Annotated in this window: 15 protein-coding genes; 8 read left to right on the top strand and 7 right to left on the bottom strand. The window is 70.8% G+C overall.

The window, feature by feature from the left end; translation table 11 throughout:
- From recR to ACZ5SK_RS14600, 3 genes are read left to right on the top strand one after another with little or no spacing between them, the layout of a single operon-like run.
- Positions 1-600 (top strand): recombination mediator RecR, encoded by a 600-nt coding sequence (recR, locus tag ACZ5SK_RS14610; RefSeq protein WP_079660860.1) that lies wholly within the window; start codon positions 1-3, stop codon positions 598-600.
- Positions 593-1,255: a DUF5063 domain-containing protein gene (locus tag ACZ5SK_RS14605; protein WP_334578309.1), complete on the top strand. Its 663-nt coding sequence runs from the start codon at positions 593-595 to the stop codon at positions 1,253-1,255. Before recR ends, ACZ5SK_RS14605 begins: the two co-directional genes overlap by 8 nt.
- A 60-nt stretch (positions 1,256-1,315) precedes the next feature.
- On the top strand, positions 1,316-1,849 hold the full coding sequence (locus tag ACZ5SK_RS14600; protein ID WP_457495129.1) for a RidA family protein: 534 nt from the start codon (positions 1,316-1,318) through the stop codon (positions 1,847-1,849).
- 15 nt (positions 1,850-1,864) lie between these two features.
- Here the strand turns inward: ACZ5SK_RS14600 and ACZ5SK_RS14595 are convergent, their stop codons facing one another.
- The 5 genes from ACZ5SK_RS14595 to ACZ5SK_RS14575 form a co-directional block, all read right to left on the bottom strand.
- Positions 1,865-2,701, bottom strand: a complete 837-nt coding sequence (locus ACZ5SK_RS14595; RefSeq protein WP_334578307.1) for a PhzF family phenazine biosynthesis protein — start codon at positions 2,699-2,701, stop codon at positions 1,865-1,867.
- Between the two features lie 29 nt (positions 2,702-2,730).
- Positions 2,731-3,558, bottom strand: a complete 828-nt coding sequence (locus ACZ5SK_RS14590; RefSeq protein ID WP_334578306.1) for a 2OG-Fe(II)-dependent halogenase WelO5 family protein — start codon at positions 3,556-3,558, stop codon at positions 2,731-2,733.
- A 47-nt stretch (positions 3,559-3,605) separates the two neighbouring features.
- On the bottom strand, positions 3,606-3,830 hold the full coding sequence (locus tag ACZ5SK_RS14585) for a hypothetical protein (protein WP_334578305.1): 225 nt from the start codon (positions 3,828-3,830) through the stop codon (positions 3,606-3,608).
- A gap of 186 nt (positions 3,831-4,016) precedes the next feature.
- Positions 4,017-6,884: an alpha/beta hydrolase gene (locus ACZ5SK_RS14580; RefSeq protein ID WP_334578304.1), complete on the bottom strand. Its 2,868-nt coding sequence runs from the start codon at positions 6,882-6,884 to the stop codon at positions 4,017-4,019.
- Between the two features lie 136 nt (positions 6,885-7,020).
- Positions 7,021-7,761, bottom strand: a complete 741-nt coding sequence (locus tag ACZ5SK_RS14575; RefSeq protein ID WP_468576059.1) for a TSUP family transporter — start codon at positions 7,759-7,761, stop codon at positions 7,021-7,023.
- A 133-nt stretch (positions 7,762-7,894) separates the two neighbouring features.
- Between ACZ5SK_RS14575 and ACZ5SK_RS14570 the strand changes: the two genes are divergently transcribed.
- Together ACZ5SK_RS14570 and ACZ5SK_RS14565 are read left to right on the top strand one after the other, a co-directional pair.
- Positions 7,895-8,083 (top strand): hypothetical protein, encoded by a 189-nt coding sequence (locus ACZ5SK_RS14570; protein ID WP_334578302.1) that lies wholly within the window; start codon positions 7,895-7,897, stop codon positions 8,081-8,083.
- A 118-nt stretch (positions 8,084-8,201) separates the two neighbouring features.
- Positions 8,202-8,699 (top strand): SgcJ/EcaC family oxidoreductase, encoded by a 498-nt coding sequence (locus ACZ5SK_RS14565; protein WP_334578301.1) that lies wholly within the window; start codon positions 8,202-8,204, stop codon positions 8,697-8,699.
- A gap of 11 nt (positions 8,700-8,710) precedes the next feature.
- Here the strand turns inward: ACZ5SK_RS14565 and ACZ5SK_RS14560 are convergent, their stop codons facing one another.
- Together ACZ5SK_RS14560 and ACZ5SK_RS14555 are read right to left on the bottom strand one after the other, a co-directional pair.
- The gene (locus ACZ5SK_RS14560; RefSeq protein ID WP_334578300.1) at positions 8,711-10,063 is read right to left on the bottom strand and encodes a HAMP domain-containing sensor histidine kinase; all 1,353 of its coding nucleotides are present in this window, start codon (positions 10,061-10,063) and stop codon (positions 8,711-8,713) included.
- Positions 10,060-10,821 (bottom strand): response regulator transcription factor, encoded by a 762-nt coding sequence (locus ACZ5SK_RS14555; RefSeq protein ID WP_334578299.1) that lies wholly within the window; start codon positions 10,819-10,821, stop codon positions 10,060-10,062. The genes ACZ5SK_RS14560 and ACZ5SK_RS14555 overlap by 4 nt, the downstream gene beginning before the upstream one ends.
- A 205-nt stretch (positions 10,822-11,026) precedes the next feature.
- Between ACZ5SK_RS14555 and ACZ5SK_RS14550 the strand changes: the two genes are divergently transcribed.
- The 3 genes from ACZ5SK_RS14550 to ACZ5SK_RS14540 all read left to right on the top strand — a co-directional run bounded on the left by ACZ5SK_RS14550 (position 11,027) and on the right by ACZ5SK_RS14540 (position 14,368).
- Complete coding sequence (locus ACZ5SK_RS14550) at positions 11,027-12,304, top strand: aspartate kinase (protein ID WP_079660855.1); 1,278 nt, start codon at positions 11,027-11,029, stop codon at positions 12,302-12,304.
- A gap of 17 nt (positions 12,305-12,321) precedes the next feature.
- Entirely contained in the window at positions 12,322-13,380 is a 1,059-nt protein-coding gene (locus ACZ5SK_RS14545; RefSeq protein ID WP_334581238.1) for an aspartate-semialdehyde dehydrogenase, read from the top strand.
- 412 nt (positions 13,381-13,792) lie between these two features.
- Positions 13,793-14,368: a SigE family RNA polymerase sigma factor gene (locus tag ACZ5SK_RS14540; protein ID WP_334581237.1), complete on the top strand. Its 576-nt coding sequence runs from the start codon at positions 13,793-13,795 to the stop codon at positions 14,366-14,368.
- Positions 14,369-14,371 lie beyond the last annotated feature (3 nt).

Raw genomic sequence — 14,371 nt, 5'->3', positions numbered from 1 at the left:
GTGTACGAAGGCGTGGTCCAGGACCTCATCGACGAGCTGGGGCGGCTGCCCGGCGTCGGTCCCAAGAGCGCGCAGCGGATCGCCTTCCACATCCTCCAGGCGGAACCGACGGACGTACGGCGGCTCGCGCAGTGCCTCATGGAGGTCAAGGCGAAGGTCCGCTTCTGCGCGACCTGCGGCAACGTGGCGCAGGAGGAGCTGTGCGGCATCTGCCGTGACGCCCGCCGCGACCCGACGGTCATCTGTGTCGTCGAGGAGCCGAAGGACGTCGTGGCGATCGAGCGCACCCGCGAGTTCCGCGGCAAGTACCACGTCCTCGGCGGCGCGATCAGCCCCATCGAGGGTGTCGGTCCCGACGACCTGCGTATACGAGAACTTCTCGCGCGGTTGGCCGACGGGACGGTCACGGAACTGATCCTGGCCACGGATCCGAACCTGGAAGGCGAGGCCACGGCCACGTACCTCGCCCGCATGATCAAGCCCATGGGCCTGAAGGTCACCCGCCTGGCCAGCGGCCTCCCGGTGGGCGGAGACCTGGAATACGCGGACGAGGTCACGCTCGGCCGCGCCTTCGAGGGGAGACGACTCCTAGATGTCTGACGCCACGCTGCACGCGACCGACCGGAATCCGGACGACTTCGCGGTCCAGATCGCGGATCAGGTCGAGAGCTTCCTGGTAGCCGTCACGGAGGTGGCGAAGGGCGACGAGCCTGGCTCGGCGGTCCCCTTCCTCCTCCTGGAGGTGTCCCAGCTGCTCCTGGCCGGCGGCCGGCTCGGCGCGCACGAGGACATCGTCCCCGACGAGCGCTACGAGCCCGACCCGGGCTTCGAGCCGGACGCGGACGAACTCCGCGAGAACCTGGCCAGACTGCTGGACCCGGTGGACGTTTACTCGGAGGTCTTCGACCCCTACGAGCCCCGCAAGGCGCCCGTCCCGGCCCGGATCTCCGACGACCTCGCCGACGTCATCGCCGACCTGCGCCACGGCATGGCCCACTACCGCGCGGGCCGCACCACCGAGGCGCTGTGGTGGTGGCAGTTCTCCTACTTCTCCAACTGGGGCTCCACGGCCTCGGCGACCCTGCGCGCCCTGCACTCGGTGCTCGCGCACGTCCGGCTGGACGCGCCCCTGGAGGAACTGGACGGCCTCGACACCGACCAGAGCCCGCTGGGCGACGAGACGCTGGAGTTCGAGGCGGGCCGCGTGATGGCGGAGGAGATCGGCGACCACCTGGGCGCCCGCCCGGCGAAGTAACCGCGCGCGAACGCGGCGCGGGGACACCGGACGACGGGACGGACGGGGGAGCGGGAAGCGATGGCCGAAGACCACCCTGCCGATGCACCTGCCCCGGCCTCTGCCCCTGCCCCGGCCCCCGTCTCTGCCCGCGCGGCTCTGCTCGCGCGTCTTGCCGAGCTGGGTCTCGCGCTGCCGCACGTCAGCCCGCCCAAGGGCGTGTACGTCCCGGCGGTGCGCAGCGGTCGGCAGGTGGCGGTATCCGGGCAGGTGCCCCTCGTGGACGGCGCTCTCGTGGCCACCGGCCGGGTCGGGGACACGGTGACGGCCGAGGAGGCGTACGAGCTCAGCCGGCGGTGCGCGCTCGCCGCGCTGGCCGCCGCGGACTCCGTGGCGGGCGGGGCGGCGCCGGCGGGCGTGGTGAAGGTGGTCGGGTACGTGGCGTGCGCCGACGGTTTCCGCGGGCAGACCGGTGTCGTCGACGGCGCGAGCGACCTCTTCCTCGCGCTGTTCGGCGACGCGGGGCGTCATGCCCGCAGCACGGTGGGCGTCGCCCGGCTGCCCTTGGACTCGCCGGTCGAGATCGAGGTCGTCTTCGCGCTGGACGCCGGCTGACCGCTCCCGCGTCGGTCAGATGGGCACGGCCGTGCCCGTGACGCCGATGCCGCTGTCCCGTTCGGCGGGCACGGACACCGTGATGGTGCTCGGGCGGCCCATGTCCTCGCCTTGATGGATCGTCAAGGTGGCCGGTGTCGGGGTGAGTCGGAGTTCCCTCAGGTAGCCGCCGAAGGCGGCGGCGGCCGCGCCGGTGGCGGGGTCCTCGACGACCCCGCCGGGCGGGAAGGGGTTGCGGGCGTGGAACACGGTGGGCGACTCCCGCCAGACCAGGTCGACGGTGGTCCAGTCCCGGCGGGCCATGAGGGCGCTGAGCGCGGGCATGTCGTAGTCGAGGTCGGCCAGGCGGCTGCGGTCGGCCGCGGCGATGACCGGGTGCCGGGCGCCGGCGTAGGCCGTGCGGGGCGGCAGCGCCGGGTCGAGCTCGTCGGCGGACCAGCGCAGCGCGGACAGCAGCTCGGCCAGGTCGGGCGGGGCGAGGGGCTCCGTGTGCGGGGCGACGCTCACCAGGGTCGCCGTCGTCGTCCCGTCGTCGGCCACGGCGGTGGTGACGGGGACGGGGCCGACGCTGGTGCGCAGGCTCAACGGTCCGGTGCCGTGGCGGTCGGCGTGGGCGACGGCCATGGCGATCGTGGCGTGGCCGCAGAACGGCACCTCGGCGAGCGGGCTGAAGTAGCGGACGGTCAGGGTGCCGTCGTCGGACGGCACCACGAACGCCGTTTCCGAGTAGCCGACTTCGGCCGCGGTCGCCAGCATGGTCACGTCGTCGATTCCGGTGGCGTCGAGCACCACACCGGCGGGGTTGCCCCCGGCCGGATCGGCGCCGAAGGCCACGTAGCGCAAAACCTCCATCGGGCGACCGTAGCGCAGTCGGGGGGCCGTCATCCCCAGGCCAGCAGTTCGCCCGTCATGCTCAGCCCCATCGAGAAGCCCAGCGCGATCCGGCGGGCCCCGCTGCTGGGGCGTACGGCGTGGAAGTTGCGGGGGTCGAGGAGGAGGGCCTCGCCGACGGTCGGGCTGATCTCGACCGACTCGGCGCCCGCCACCACCGTCTCCGCGTATCCGTAGGACCCCGGCAGCCGGTGCGCCTCGTCGGCCGGATGCCAGCGGTGCCGCCACAGGACCGTCTCCCCGCCCGAGTCGGGGACGCTGAGGTACAGGTTGAAGGCGAACTGGGCGACCAGCGGGACGTCCAGCAGGTCCTCCCGGAACTCGCGCAGCGCCTCGTCGAAGTGGACCTGGAAGCCGTTGTTGGGCTCGCGGGCGACGCCCGGCGCCAGCTCCCGGCCGTTCCTGCGGCCGACCGACACCCCGCCGGGCCAGTCGGCGCCCAGTGCCTCCCGGCACAGTGCGAACGGGTCGTAGGGCAGGCCGAGCCGGTCCCAGGCAGCCCGGCTCGCCTCCACGGCCGGCCAGTAGCTTCTCGCGATGGCACCGCTCTCCCGGTGGTCGCTGACCCCGACGCCGAACCGCATCACGGGCGGCTGGACGCGCTGTCGGCCGTAGGCCTCGAAGGGGGAGGACTCCAGGGCGCGCAGGATCTCGGCGCAGGAGGCGGCGGGCAGGACGTCGGGCACCCTCAGGGCCGCACAGCGGCCGGCCGCGAGATCGGCGAGGCGCTCCCGGGTGAACGCGGGAGCGGTGACGACGCGGAAGTGCGGATCGTGAGGCAGGGCTGTTGAACGAGCTGACAAGTCGGCGAGCTGCATGACGACGTCCCGTCTCTCGTGATCCCGCTCTGAGGCCGGTGCTTCACTCACGCCGGTCGGGCACAGCTGAAGTCCCGGAAGGCCGTGGCCGCGCTGATCTCCAGCACATGGCGGTCGGCTCGCAGGGCTTCGAGAGCGATCTGTCGCGCGATCTCACGTCGGGACGATTCGCGCGGGCTGGCCGTGTCGTCCGCGTCGAGCGTCCCGGGTTCGGGTCCGTCGGATAAGGACGTGTCGACCTCGGGTGTGTCACTCGCGTCGTAGGAGTTCACTCGGGCCCCCCTGAAGCTTCCTGGTTCATCGTGCGTGGCGGTGCGGTCACGGTCAGCACTCAGAGAGTGCGGGCTGACGATGCTAGGGCGCAAGTCCCCTACCGGGCAGTGTTTTTGCCAACCTCACGCAGTAACGCATGCCTGGCAGCGGCTGGTCGGGGCCGGCCGGGCAGGGGGTGTGGGGCGTCAGAGGTCCTTGCGGATGCGGTCGAGCAGGGTCTGCGTCAGGCGTACCTCGGGATGCGACTCGCCGAGGACCCGGCGCTGGTCGGCGAGGAGCGACGTCAGCAGGGCGCCGGCCTCGTCGACCCGACCCTGGAGCAGCAGGGCGTAGGCGGCGCAGTAGCGCAGCCGCATCACCGGGTGGGAGTCGTCGGGCTGCCTGGCGTCCCGCCGTGCCGCGTCGATGACGGTGACCGCCTCGTCGACCTTCTCCTGTTCCAGCAGGCTGCGCGCCAGGGTCTCGCGCGCGTGCAGGGTCTCGGGCGTGCCGGGCTCCCATTTGCGCAGCCGGATGGCGAGGATCTCCCGCAGGTGCGTCTCCGCCTCCGCGGCCCGTCCCTGGGCGAGCAGGGCGCGTCCGAGGGTGTGCCGGACGACCATGGTGTCGGCGTGCTCCTCGCCCCGTACGCTGCGCTCGTCGTGGACGACCTTGCGCAGGATCTCCTCTGCCTCGGGAGCGCCGTTCTCCTGCTCCAGGATGGCCCGGGCCAGTTTGTGCAGGCTGGCCAGCGTGTCGGGGTTCAGGTCGCCGAAGATCTCCTTGCGGCGGGCCGCGACCGCCCGCAACTCGGCCTCGGCCGAGGGAAGTTCGCCGGCCTCCAGGAAGATGCGGCCCTTCTCGTGGCGCAGTCCGAGGATCTCCCGGTCGTCGGGGTGACTGCCGAAGGCGTCGCAGTCGCCGATGATCGGCGACACCAGTTCGCGGGCCAGGCCGAGGTGTCCCGCGACCAGGAGGTAGCGGCTGGTGAGCCGGGCCAGTTCCAGGGCCCCGTCGAGCACGCCGCGGGCGTCGGTGGGGCCGTCGGCGCGCAGCACGGAGCGCGTGACCTCGATGGCGTGGGGCATGACCGGTTCCCAGACCGGCCAGGACTCGGGGTAGTCGGGGTCCTGTTCGTGCACCGCGTCGAGGAGCATCCGCACGGCGAGGTCGTAGTAGTCGGCGCTGCGCCGGTGGACGTCCGGGTCGTCGCGCAGGATCGCGTGGACGACCGGGTGCAGCGAGAGGAAGCCGGCCCGGAGGCGGTCCGGTTCGATCAGGCCGAGGTCCTGCAGCCCGGTGATCACCTCGTCCCGCTGGGCGACGGTGAACTCCGCCCACAGCGGGGACTGCACGGTCGCGGTTCCGCCGAGCAGTCTGCGGTACGGGATCGGGGCGATGTTCATGCAGGCGAAGGCCCGCAGCAGGGGGCCGGCCTGGGGCAGGGTGCGTTCGAGCAGCCGCAGGGAGATGCCGCACACCTCGTCGACGATCTTCTCCAGGCCGAGCAGGGTGCCGCCGTCGCCCCGGATGCCCGCGGGAGAGGCGAAGTTGCGGGCCCAGGCCCTGCCGTAGCTCTGGAAGTCGCGGATGTCCGTGGAGCCGAGGGAGACTTTGTTCTCGCGGACGGACTGGATGTACTTCGCCGCCGTGCGCAGGGCCAGCGGGAGACCGCCGAGCTGGCTCGACAGATGGCGGGCCTGTTCGCGGGTGCCGGCCTCGGCGCCGGCGCACTCGATGAGGAGGGCGGCGCCGTCGCGCTCGTCGAGTCTGGGCACCTCGCGGACCTGGCTCCAGGTGCCCCACACGTCCTGGTTGAGGACCCGGCTGGTCACCACGACCAGGCCGTTCGAGCCGCGTGGGGGCCGCAGCCAGCCCGTTCCGTCCTTGACGGCGCCTCCGCCGGGGCCGAGGCGCTGCGGCTCGTCGGCGTTGTCGAAGACGATCAGCCACGGCTGCGGGGACTCGTTGAGGAAACGCCAGACGAGGTCCGCCTGGCTGCGCCGCTTCCAGGCGACGTCGGCCTGGCTGTCGGGGATGCCGAGCTCCCTGGCCACGGCCCGCATACAGGCACTGAGCTGGTTGACGCGCACCCACCAGACCCGGCGTCCCCGGTCCGCCGCCTGGGTGGCTATCTCCAGCGCCAGCCGGCTCTTGCCGCTGCCGCCCGCGCCGGCCAGCACATGCACCCCGGGTGCGGAGGAGACGACCGAGGAGATGATCCGCCGGCGTTCCTCGCCGTGCAGCTTGCCGTCCATGAGAGGCAGCGTGATGGAGAGGGGCGGCTCGGGCTCGGGATCGGATTCGGGCTCCGGCTCGGGCTCGGGTTCCGGCTCGGGGGCGGAGGCGGCGGGGCTTTCCGCGGCGATCTCCCAAAGCACCGACCGCAGGACGGAGTACGACTCGGCGTTCTTGTCCTGCGGCTGGACTATCGAGAAGTGGTCGCCCTCGATGACTCCGCCGTCCGGGAAGGGAGTTGTCGCTGTGACGGCCGGTACGACATTGTCGGTCTGCCCGCCATAGGCGGATATGGGAATCGAGCATTCCGTATCGGATTTCCCGGTGGGCCGTACGACCTTTTCCAGCACCGTTCGCTGGGATTCCAGCAACGCGCGGTTGCTGAGCGGTCGCAGTGCGCGTTCCTGCGGGTGATTCCAGAACATCAGCATTTTCCGCAGGTACAGGAAGAATCCCGAACCGTTGTGCGGACATGCGTACATCACGATGTGCTGGATGTGCGCGAGTTCGTGCCCGCGGCCCCGCCACAGGGTGCGCGCCAGGAGTCGCTGCACGATGAGTCCGCCCTGGCTGTGGGTGACCAGCACGACCGGTGCGCCGTCGGAGCAGTTGCCGCGCAGCCAGGTGCCCAGTCGGTCGGCGATGTCGTCGATATCGGCGATACGCCGGTCGGGCCGTAATCGCAGGCGCGGGGAATTGTAGGGGAAGGGCCGGACGTCGATGCGGTCCCGCAATTCCTCGTCCGCGGCGAGCAGTTCGGTGAACGACTTCCACACGCCCGCCGACGAGAAAAGACCGTGTACGAAGATCACGTGGATGCGGTCGGGCGTGACCATCGTCAACCTCCGCGGCCGGGCGGCCGGTCGTCACCGCGTGGAACGGCTCCTCGAATGAAGGCCGGGTCAATGATGCACGAGCAGTGACACCTAGGCCAAGGACATGTCCGACGCACATGTCAAACCGGTTGGACGGTCAGGAAATGCCGAAGAGTCCTTTCCCCACGGCCGTCACTCCACCTGCCAACGCAAGCCCCAGCACCAGGAGTCGGGCCCGCCGCTCCGGCAGTCGCCCCGCGAGCGCCCTGCCGATCGACGCGCCCACCGTCATCGCGACGGCGACCGCGGCCCATTGGGGAGCGGCCAGCTTCGGCACCCCGTTCGCCGCCACCGAGAAGGCGTTCACGACGACGCCGTAGAACTGCGCGTTCGGCACGAACTCCCGTACCGTCCAGCCCGCGTTGACGGCGTACAGGGAGACCGGGGGGCCGCCGACGCCCGCCGCCGAGTTCATGAAGCCGCCCGCCGCGCCGGCCAGGACCGCGCCCCGGGCGCCGCGCAGGGCGGGTATCCGCGCGCCCCGCATGACGAGCACGACGGCCACCGTCACCAGCGCGCCCATCACCAGCAGCAGGACGGGCTCCGGGAGCCGGCGGGTCAGCCAGGAGCCCGCCGGAACCGTGCAGGCGGCGGCCACGCACAACGGGACCATCGCCGCCGGACGCACCCGGCGCCAGCCGCCCGCCAGACCCACCACGCTGATCGCGCCCGCCGCGCAGTTCGCCAGGACCACCCCCTGGGCCGGGCCCAGCAGCAGCACCAGCGCGGGGACGGCCACCAGCGCGAAGCCCATCCCGGTCAGCCACTGCACGCCCGACCCCAGCAGCACGATCCCGGCGAGCAGCGCCTCGCCCGTCCCCCACGTCCCGTTCGTCACGGTGTACCTGCCTACACCATCGGTTCGGGAGTGCGCTCCCTCGTTCCAGCAGATCGGGGACGGGATCGTTGATCTCGCAAGCGGACGGTCCCCCTGGATCTCCCCGGACACCTGTCACGAAGGAAGCCCTGTCATGAAGGCCCTGCTGTCCTCCCGCCCCGTCCTGTGGTTCCTCTTCCTCTTCAACCTCGTCCTCGCCGCGGTCGCACCGTTCGCGGTCGACGGATCGCAGGGTGTGCTGACCGCCGTCGGCATGGGCGTCGTCTCCCTCGGGGCAGGTGCCGGCCTGGTCCGCGACCGCGGCAAGCCCGCCCGCTCCTGACGGTCGGCGAACGTTGGAGAGGTCTTAAACGTCCCCTGTACGACGGCTGCACGGGCGCTAACCGGCCGCACGCGAATCTTGAGTCATCCCAACAAGCACCAGCCGCACAGGAGTTGCGATGACCCGCAAGACCCGTATACGCGCCGCCCTCGTCACCGCCACCGCCCTCGCCACCGCCGCCACGGTGACGGCCGGGGTCAGTGCGGCCGGCGACAACAAGCCCGCCAAGCCCACCAAGAAGCAGATCGCCGCCCTCTTCGACGGCTGGAACGCCGCGCTGAAGACCGGCGATCCCGAGATCGTGGCCGACCGCTACGCCAAGGACGCGGTCCTGCTGCCCACCCTGTCCAACAAGGTCCGCACGGACCGCGCCGGCATCGTCGACTACATGGAGCACTTCCTCCAGAACAAGCCGGTCGGCAAGAAGATCGAGACGCACGTCAACGTCCTCGACAGCAACTCCGCCCTCGACTCCGGCGTGTACCAGTTCACGCTCACCGACAAGGCCACCGGCAAGAAGAAGGTCGTCGAGGCCCGCTACACCTACGAGTACGAGAAGCGCGGCGGCCAGTGGAAGATCGTCAACCACCACTCGTCCGCGATGCCCGAGGGCTGATCAGCCCACGCTCACCCGGCGCGCTGTGCGGCCCGCAGCGTGATCCGCACGCACAGCCCGCCCCCGGGAGCGTCCACCAGGGTCACCGTCCCGCCGTCGTCGGTCACCAGTTGTTTGACGACGGCGAGGCCGAGACCGGAGCCGGAGCGCCCGGTGAGGCCCTGACCGCGCCAGAAGCGGTCGAAGGCGCGGGACTTCTCCGCGTCCGACATGCCCGGACCCTCGTCGAGGACCGACAGCACCACCTTGTCGCCCTTCGACTCCGCCCGGACGGTGATCGTCCCGCCGTCCGGTGACACCTCCAGGGCGTTCGAGAGCACGTTGTCCAGCACCTGGTCCAGATGGCCGGGGCTGGCCAGCACAGACGGCCGGTCGTCGACACCACTCCCCCTGAGCGCGATGGTGACTCCGCGCTCGTCGGCGGCCGGCCTCCACACCGACAGCCGTTCGGCCACGATGTCCGTCAGCGACAGCGGTTCGGCGGCCGTCACCTTGGCCTCGGCCCGCGCCAGCACCAGCAGCCCGTTGACCAGGCGGCTCATCCGCACCACCTCGGCGGTCGCCTGCTCCACGTCCTCCCGTACGAACTCGTCGTCGACGCCGTCGGCGATGTTGTCCAGGGAGAGACGGAGCGCCGTCAGCGGGGTCCGCAGCTGGTGCGAGGCGTCCGCGACGAAGATCCGCTGCGAGGCGATCAGCGTGTCGAGGCGTTCGCCCGCCTGGTTGAGGGTGATCGCCAGGGTCTGCGTCTCCGGCGGGCCCGCCACGGGGGAGCGGGCCGTCAGATCGCCGTCGCTGAACCTGCTCGCCATGGAGTTGAGCGCGCGCAGCGGGGCGGTGATCCGGCGGGCGGCGATCGCGCCGATCGCGGCGGCCGCCGCCAGGACGAGCACGGCGAGCCCGGCCCTGAAGCCCCAGATCTGCCAGAGTCGCCTGGTCATGTCCGAGGTCGAGTAGACGATCCGTACGGCCGCGTCGCCCTGGGCGGGCACGGTGATCGTCAGGTGCTTGCCCCAGATGAAGTCCGAGCCCCAGTCGGTCGTCGCATCGTTCTTCTGCACGGCCCGGGTCAGCGCCGCGTCCGCGGTGGGCCGCGGCAGGTCCGGGGCGCAGCTGCCGGTGGGGGTGACCTGGACGTCGCCGGGGGTCTTGCGGCCGTACGCGTTCGCCACCTCGGTCAGCGCCTCGCACGAGATGCGGTCGCCGTTGCCCAGCAGCAGCGCCATCGTGTTGGCCTCGCGCATGACGGACAGCTCGGTGTCGTCCCGCAGCTGCTTGGTGAGGGTGAAGGCCACCGGCACCGTGAACAGCAGGATCGCGACCGCGACGAGCAGGATGTAGCTGCGGATGAGCTGGCGGTTCATGAGGACTCGGGACCCTTCACGGTCTCCGGGTCCTTGACGCTTCCTGGGCCTTTGACGCCTCCCGGGCCTTTGACGGTCTCCGGGTCCTTGACGATCTCCAGGCGGAAGCCGACGCCCCGCACCGCCTCGATGGCGACGACCCCGGCGAACTTCCGCCGCAGGGCCGCCACATGCACGTCCAGCGTCTTCGTCGGCCCGAACCAGTTCGCGTCCCAGACGGCTTCCATGATCTGCTCGCGCGACATCAGCGCGCCCGGCTCCTCGGTGAGGAAGGAGAGCAGGTCGTACTCCTTGGGCGCGAGGGAGACCTCCTCGCCGTCCACATGGACGCGGGCCGCCTTGCGGTCGATGGTCAGGCGGGCGCCGTAGCGGTCGGCGCCGCTCTCGGGGGCGGCGGCCGTACGCGGCTGGACGCGCCGCATCACCGCCCGTATCCGCGCGATGACCTCCCGCACCCCGAACGGCTTGGACACGTAGTCGTCGGCGCCCAGCTCCAGGCCGACCACGCGGTCCGTCTCGTCGCTGCGGGCGCTGATCACGATGATCGGCACGTTGCCGCGCTCGCGCAGCGCCTTGCAGACGTCGAGGCCGTCGGTGTCGGGCAGTCCGAGGTCCAGCAGTACGACGTCGTAGGGGCCGGAGTGGGCGAGGGCGGCGGCGCCCGTGGTGACCCAGTCGACCTCGAAGCCGTAGCGCTTCAGTCCGCGCCGCAGCGACTCGGCGACCGGCTCGTCGTCTTCCACCAGGAGTACGTGCACAGCCGCACGATAGTGCGTGCGAAGTGCTTGAAACTTAATCCACAGCTATCACTTCGGCCTCAGTGGGAAGGGACTCCCCGGAGCGGGCGTCCGGACATCTCACGATGCGGTACTCGGGAGGTGAATTTCGGGCGCTCGTTAGACTGAGCCGACCGCAGTACAAGGGCGTATGTGCGGAAACGAACGAACTGAGCGAGGAGCGCACGTGGGCCTTGTCGTGCAGAAGTACGGAGGCTCCTCCGTAGCCGATGCCGAGGGCATCAAGCGCGTCGCCAAGCGGATTGTGGAAGCGAAGAAGAACGGCCACCAGGTGGTCGTCGTCGTTTCCGCGATGGGCGACACGACGGACGAGCTGATCGATCTCGCCGAGCAGGTGTCACCGATGCCCAGCGGACGAGAGTTCGACATGCTGCTGACCGCCGGAGAGCGGATCTCCATGGCCCTGCTGGCGATGGCGATCAAAAACCTGGGCCACAGCGCCCAGAGCTTCACCGGCAGCCAGGCAGGCGTCATCACCGACTCGGTCCACAACAAAGCCCGGATCATCGACGTCACGCCGGGCCGCATCCGGACCGCGCTGGACGAGGGCAACATCGCCATCGTCGCCGGGTTCCAGGGTGTCAGCCAGGACAAGAAGGACATCACCACACTGGGGCGCGGCGGGTCCGACACCACGGCCGTCGCCCTCGCCGCCGCGCTGGACGCCGAGGTCTGCGAGATCTACACCGACGTGGACGGCGTCTTCACCGCCGACCCGCGCGTGGTGAAGAAGGCGCGGAAGATCGACTGGATCGCCTTCGAGGACATGCTGGAGCTCGCGGCCTCCGGCTCCAAGGTGCTGCTCCACCGCTGTGTGGAGTACGCCCGCCGCTACAACATCCCGATCCACGTCCGCTCGTCCTTCAGCGGACTGCAGGGCACGTGGGTCAGCAGTGCACCGATCGAGCAAGGGGACAAGCCGGTGGAGCAGGCCATCATCTCCGGTGTCGCGCACGACACCTCCGAGGCCAAGGTCACGGTCGTCGGCGTGCCGGACAAGCCGGGCGAGGCCGCCGCGATCTTCCGCACGATCTCCGACGCCGAGATCAACATCGACATGATCGTGCAGAACGTGTCCGCGGCCTCCACCGGCCTGACGGACATCTCCTTCACGCTCCCCAAGGCCGAGGGCCGCAAGGCCATCGACGCCCTGGAGAAGAACCGCTCCGGCATCGGCTTCGACTCGCTGCGCTACGACGACCAGATCGGCAAGATCTCGCTGGTCGGCGCGGGCATGAAGACGAACCCCGGTGTCACGGCCGACTTCTTCAAGGCCCTGGCCGACGCGGGCGTCAACATCGAGCTCATCTCGACCTCCGAGATCCGCATCTCGGTCGTGACGCGCGCCGACGACGTCAACGAGGCCGTGCGCGCCGTGCACAGCGCCTTCGGCCTCGACTCCGACAGCGACGAAGCCGTCGTCTACGGAGGCACCGGCCGCTGATGGCCGTACAGCCTGGGATGTCCGCCCGCAGGCGGCCGACGCTCGCGCTCGTCGGGGCGACCGGAGTCGTCGGCACCGTCATGCGCCAGATCCTGTCCCAGCGGGCGGATGTCTGGGGCGAGATCAGACTCGTCGCCTCGCCGCGCTCGGCCGGCCGCAAGCTGGCCGTGCGCGGCGCCGAGGTCGAGGTGCTGGCCCTGTCGGAGGAGGTCTTCGACGGGGTCGACGTCGCCATGTTCGACGTCCCCGACGAGGTCGCCGCGCACTGGGCGCCGATCGCCGCCGCCAAGGGCGTGGTCGTGGTGGACAACTCCGGCGCCTTCCGGATGGACCCGGACGTGCCGCTGGTCGTCCCCGAGGTCAACGCGCACACGGTGCGCAACCGGCCGCGCGGCATCGTCGCCAACCCCAACTGCACGACCCTGTCGATGATCGTCGCCCTGGGCGCGCTGCACGCCGAGTACGGGCTGCGCGAGCTGGTGGTCTCCTCCTACCAGGCGGTGAGCGGGGCCGGGCGGGCCGGGGTGGAGACGCTGCGGCAGCAGATGACGCTGGTCGCCGGCACCGAGCTGGGGACCAGCCCCGGGGACGTGCGGCGGGCCGTCGGCGACAACACCGGGCCGTTCCCGGAGCCGGTCGCGCTGAACGTCGTCCCGTGGGCGGGCTCGCTGCGCGAGGACGGCTGGTCGTCGGAGGAGATGAAGGTGCGGGACGAGTCCCGCAAGATCCTCGGACTGCCGAAGCTGCCGGTGGCCGTGACCTGCGTGCGCGTCCCCGTCGTCACCACGCACTCCCTCACCGTCCACGCCCGCTTCCAGGACGAGGTCACCGTCGACGGCGCCCGCGAGATCATCGCGACGGCCCCCGGCGTCGTCCTCTTCGACAACCCGGCCGCGGGCGAGTTCCCCACACCCGCCGACGTCGTCGGCACCGACCCGACCTGGGTGGGCCGGGTGCGGCGGGCTCTCGACGACCCGACGGCGCTCGAACTGTTCGTGTGCGGGGACAACCTGCGCAAGGGGGCCGCCCTGAACACCGCGCAGATCGCGGAGCTGGTGGCGGCGGAGCTGGGCTGACTCGCGAGTCAGGAACTGTTCCGGATCTGTCGACAAAAGCCCTGGCCAGAGCCTTGGGAAAGTGTGAGCCGGTCGATGGTTCGGAACCCTTGTATCGGACAGCGTTGTCGTTTGAAGATTGCCCCAAGACTTCCTCCCCGTTCTGTGCAACCGCGCGCAGGGCGGGGAGCGTCTTTGCGGTCCCGGCGTGGGGACGCCGTGATCCGGGCGTGGGGACGCCCGTTCATATGGGATACAAGGGAAGAGCGGGACACATGAGACGGGTAGACGTGGCCTCGTCCGACGTAAAAGTGACGCCCGGCACGTACAACCTCCGTGGGGGGACGTGTGTCCAACTGGCGTGGCTGAGGTACTCGAACTCCCGATGGCTCGCGCCGTCCTGCGACCCCGCATGCCCGGCGCGCCCGGCGGCATGCCGGTGATCGCGCCCATGCCAGCAGCGCGGCCCGCCCGCATACCCAGTCAGCGTGACGACGTCGAAGAGGCCGTGGCGGCCGGAACCACCGTCGATCACCTCACCGAGACCTACCGGGCGCACTACCGCTCGCTGCTCGGTCTCGCCGCCCTCCTCCTCGACGACACCGCCTCCTGCGAGGACGTCGTCCAGGAGGCCTTCATCCGCGTCCACTCCGCGCGCAAACGCGTCCGCGACCCCCAGAAGACCCTCGCCTACCTCCGCCAGACCGTCGTCAACCTCTCGCGCTCCGCGCTGCGCCGCCGCATCCTCGGCCTGAAGCTGCTCTCCAAGCCGATGCCGGACATGGCCAGCGCGGAGGAGGGCGCCTACGACCAGCTGGAGCGCGACTCGCTCATCAAGGCGATGAAGGGCCTCCAGCGCCGCCAGCGCGAGGTCCTCGTGCTGCGCTACTTCGCGGACATGACCGAGGCCCAGGTCGCCGAGACCCTCGGCATCTCCCTCGGCTCGGTCAAGGCGTACGGCTCGCGCGGCATCGCCGCCCTGCGGATAGCCATGGAGGCTCCGGCGTGAGCG

The organism is Streptomyces sp. NPDC031474 (genome assembly GCF_055581185.1).
The sequence above is the reverse complement of the archived record's forward strand: the minus strand, read 5'-3'. Positions and strand labels throughout refer to the sequence as shown.

Coding starts and splice junctions, on each gene's coding strand:
- ACZ5SK_RS14605 (WP_334578309.1), top strand. CDS start 593: ATGTCTGACGCCACGCTGCACGCGACCGACCGGAATCCGGACGACTTC.
- ACZ5SK_RS14595 (WP_334578307.1), bottom strand. CDS start 2,701: ATGGAGGTTTTGCGCTACGTGGCCTTCGGCGCCGATCCGGCCGGGGGC.
- ACZ5SK_RS14590 (WP_334578306.1), bottom strand. CDS start 3,558: ATGCAGCTCGCCGACTTGTCAGCTCGTTCAACAGCCCTGCCTCACGAT.
- ACZ5SK_RS14540 (WP_334581237.1), top strand. CDS start 13,793: ATGCCGGTGATCGCGCCCATGCCAGCAGCGCGGCCCGCCCGCATACCC.
- ACZ5SK_RS14545 (WP_334581238.1), top strand. CDS start 12,322: ATGTCCGCCCGCAGGCGGCCGACGCTCGCGCTCGTCGGGGCGACCGGA.
- ACZ5SK_RS14600 (WP_457495129.1), top strand. CDS start 1,316: ATGGCCGAAGACCACCCTGCCGATGCACCTGCCCCGGCCTCTGCCCCT.
- ACZ5SK_RS14580 (WP_334578304.1), bottom strand. CDS start 6,884: ATGGTCACGCCCGACCGCATCCACGTGATCTTCGTACACGGTCTTTTC.
- ACZ5SK_RS14565 (WP_334578301.1), top strand. CDS start 8,202: ATGACCCGCAAGACCCGTATACGCGCCGCCCTCGTCACCGCCACCGCC.
- ACZ5SK_RS14560 (WP_334578300.1), bottom strand. CDS start 10,063: ATGAACCGCCAGCTCATCCGCAGCTACATCCTGCTCGTCGCGGTCGCG.
- ACZ5SK_RS14570 (WP_334578302.1), top strand. CDS start 7,895: ATGAAGGCCCTGCTGTCCTCCCGCCCCGTCCTGTGGTTCCTCTTCCTC.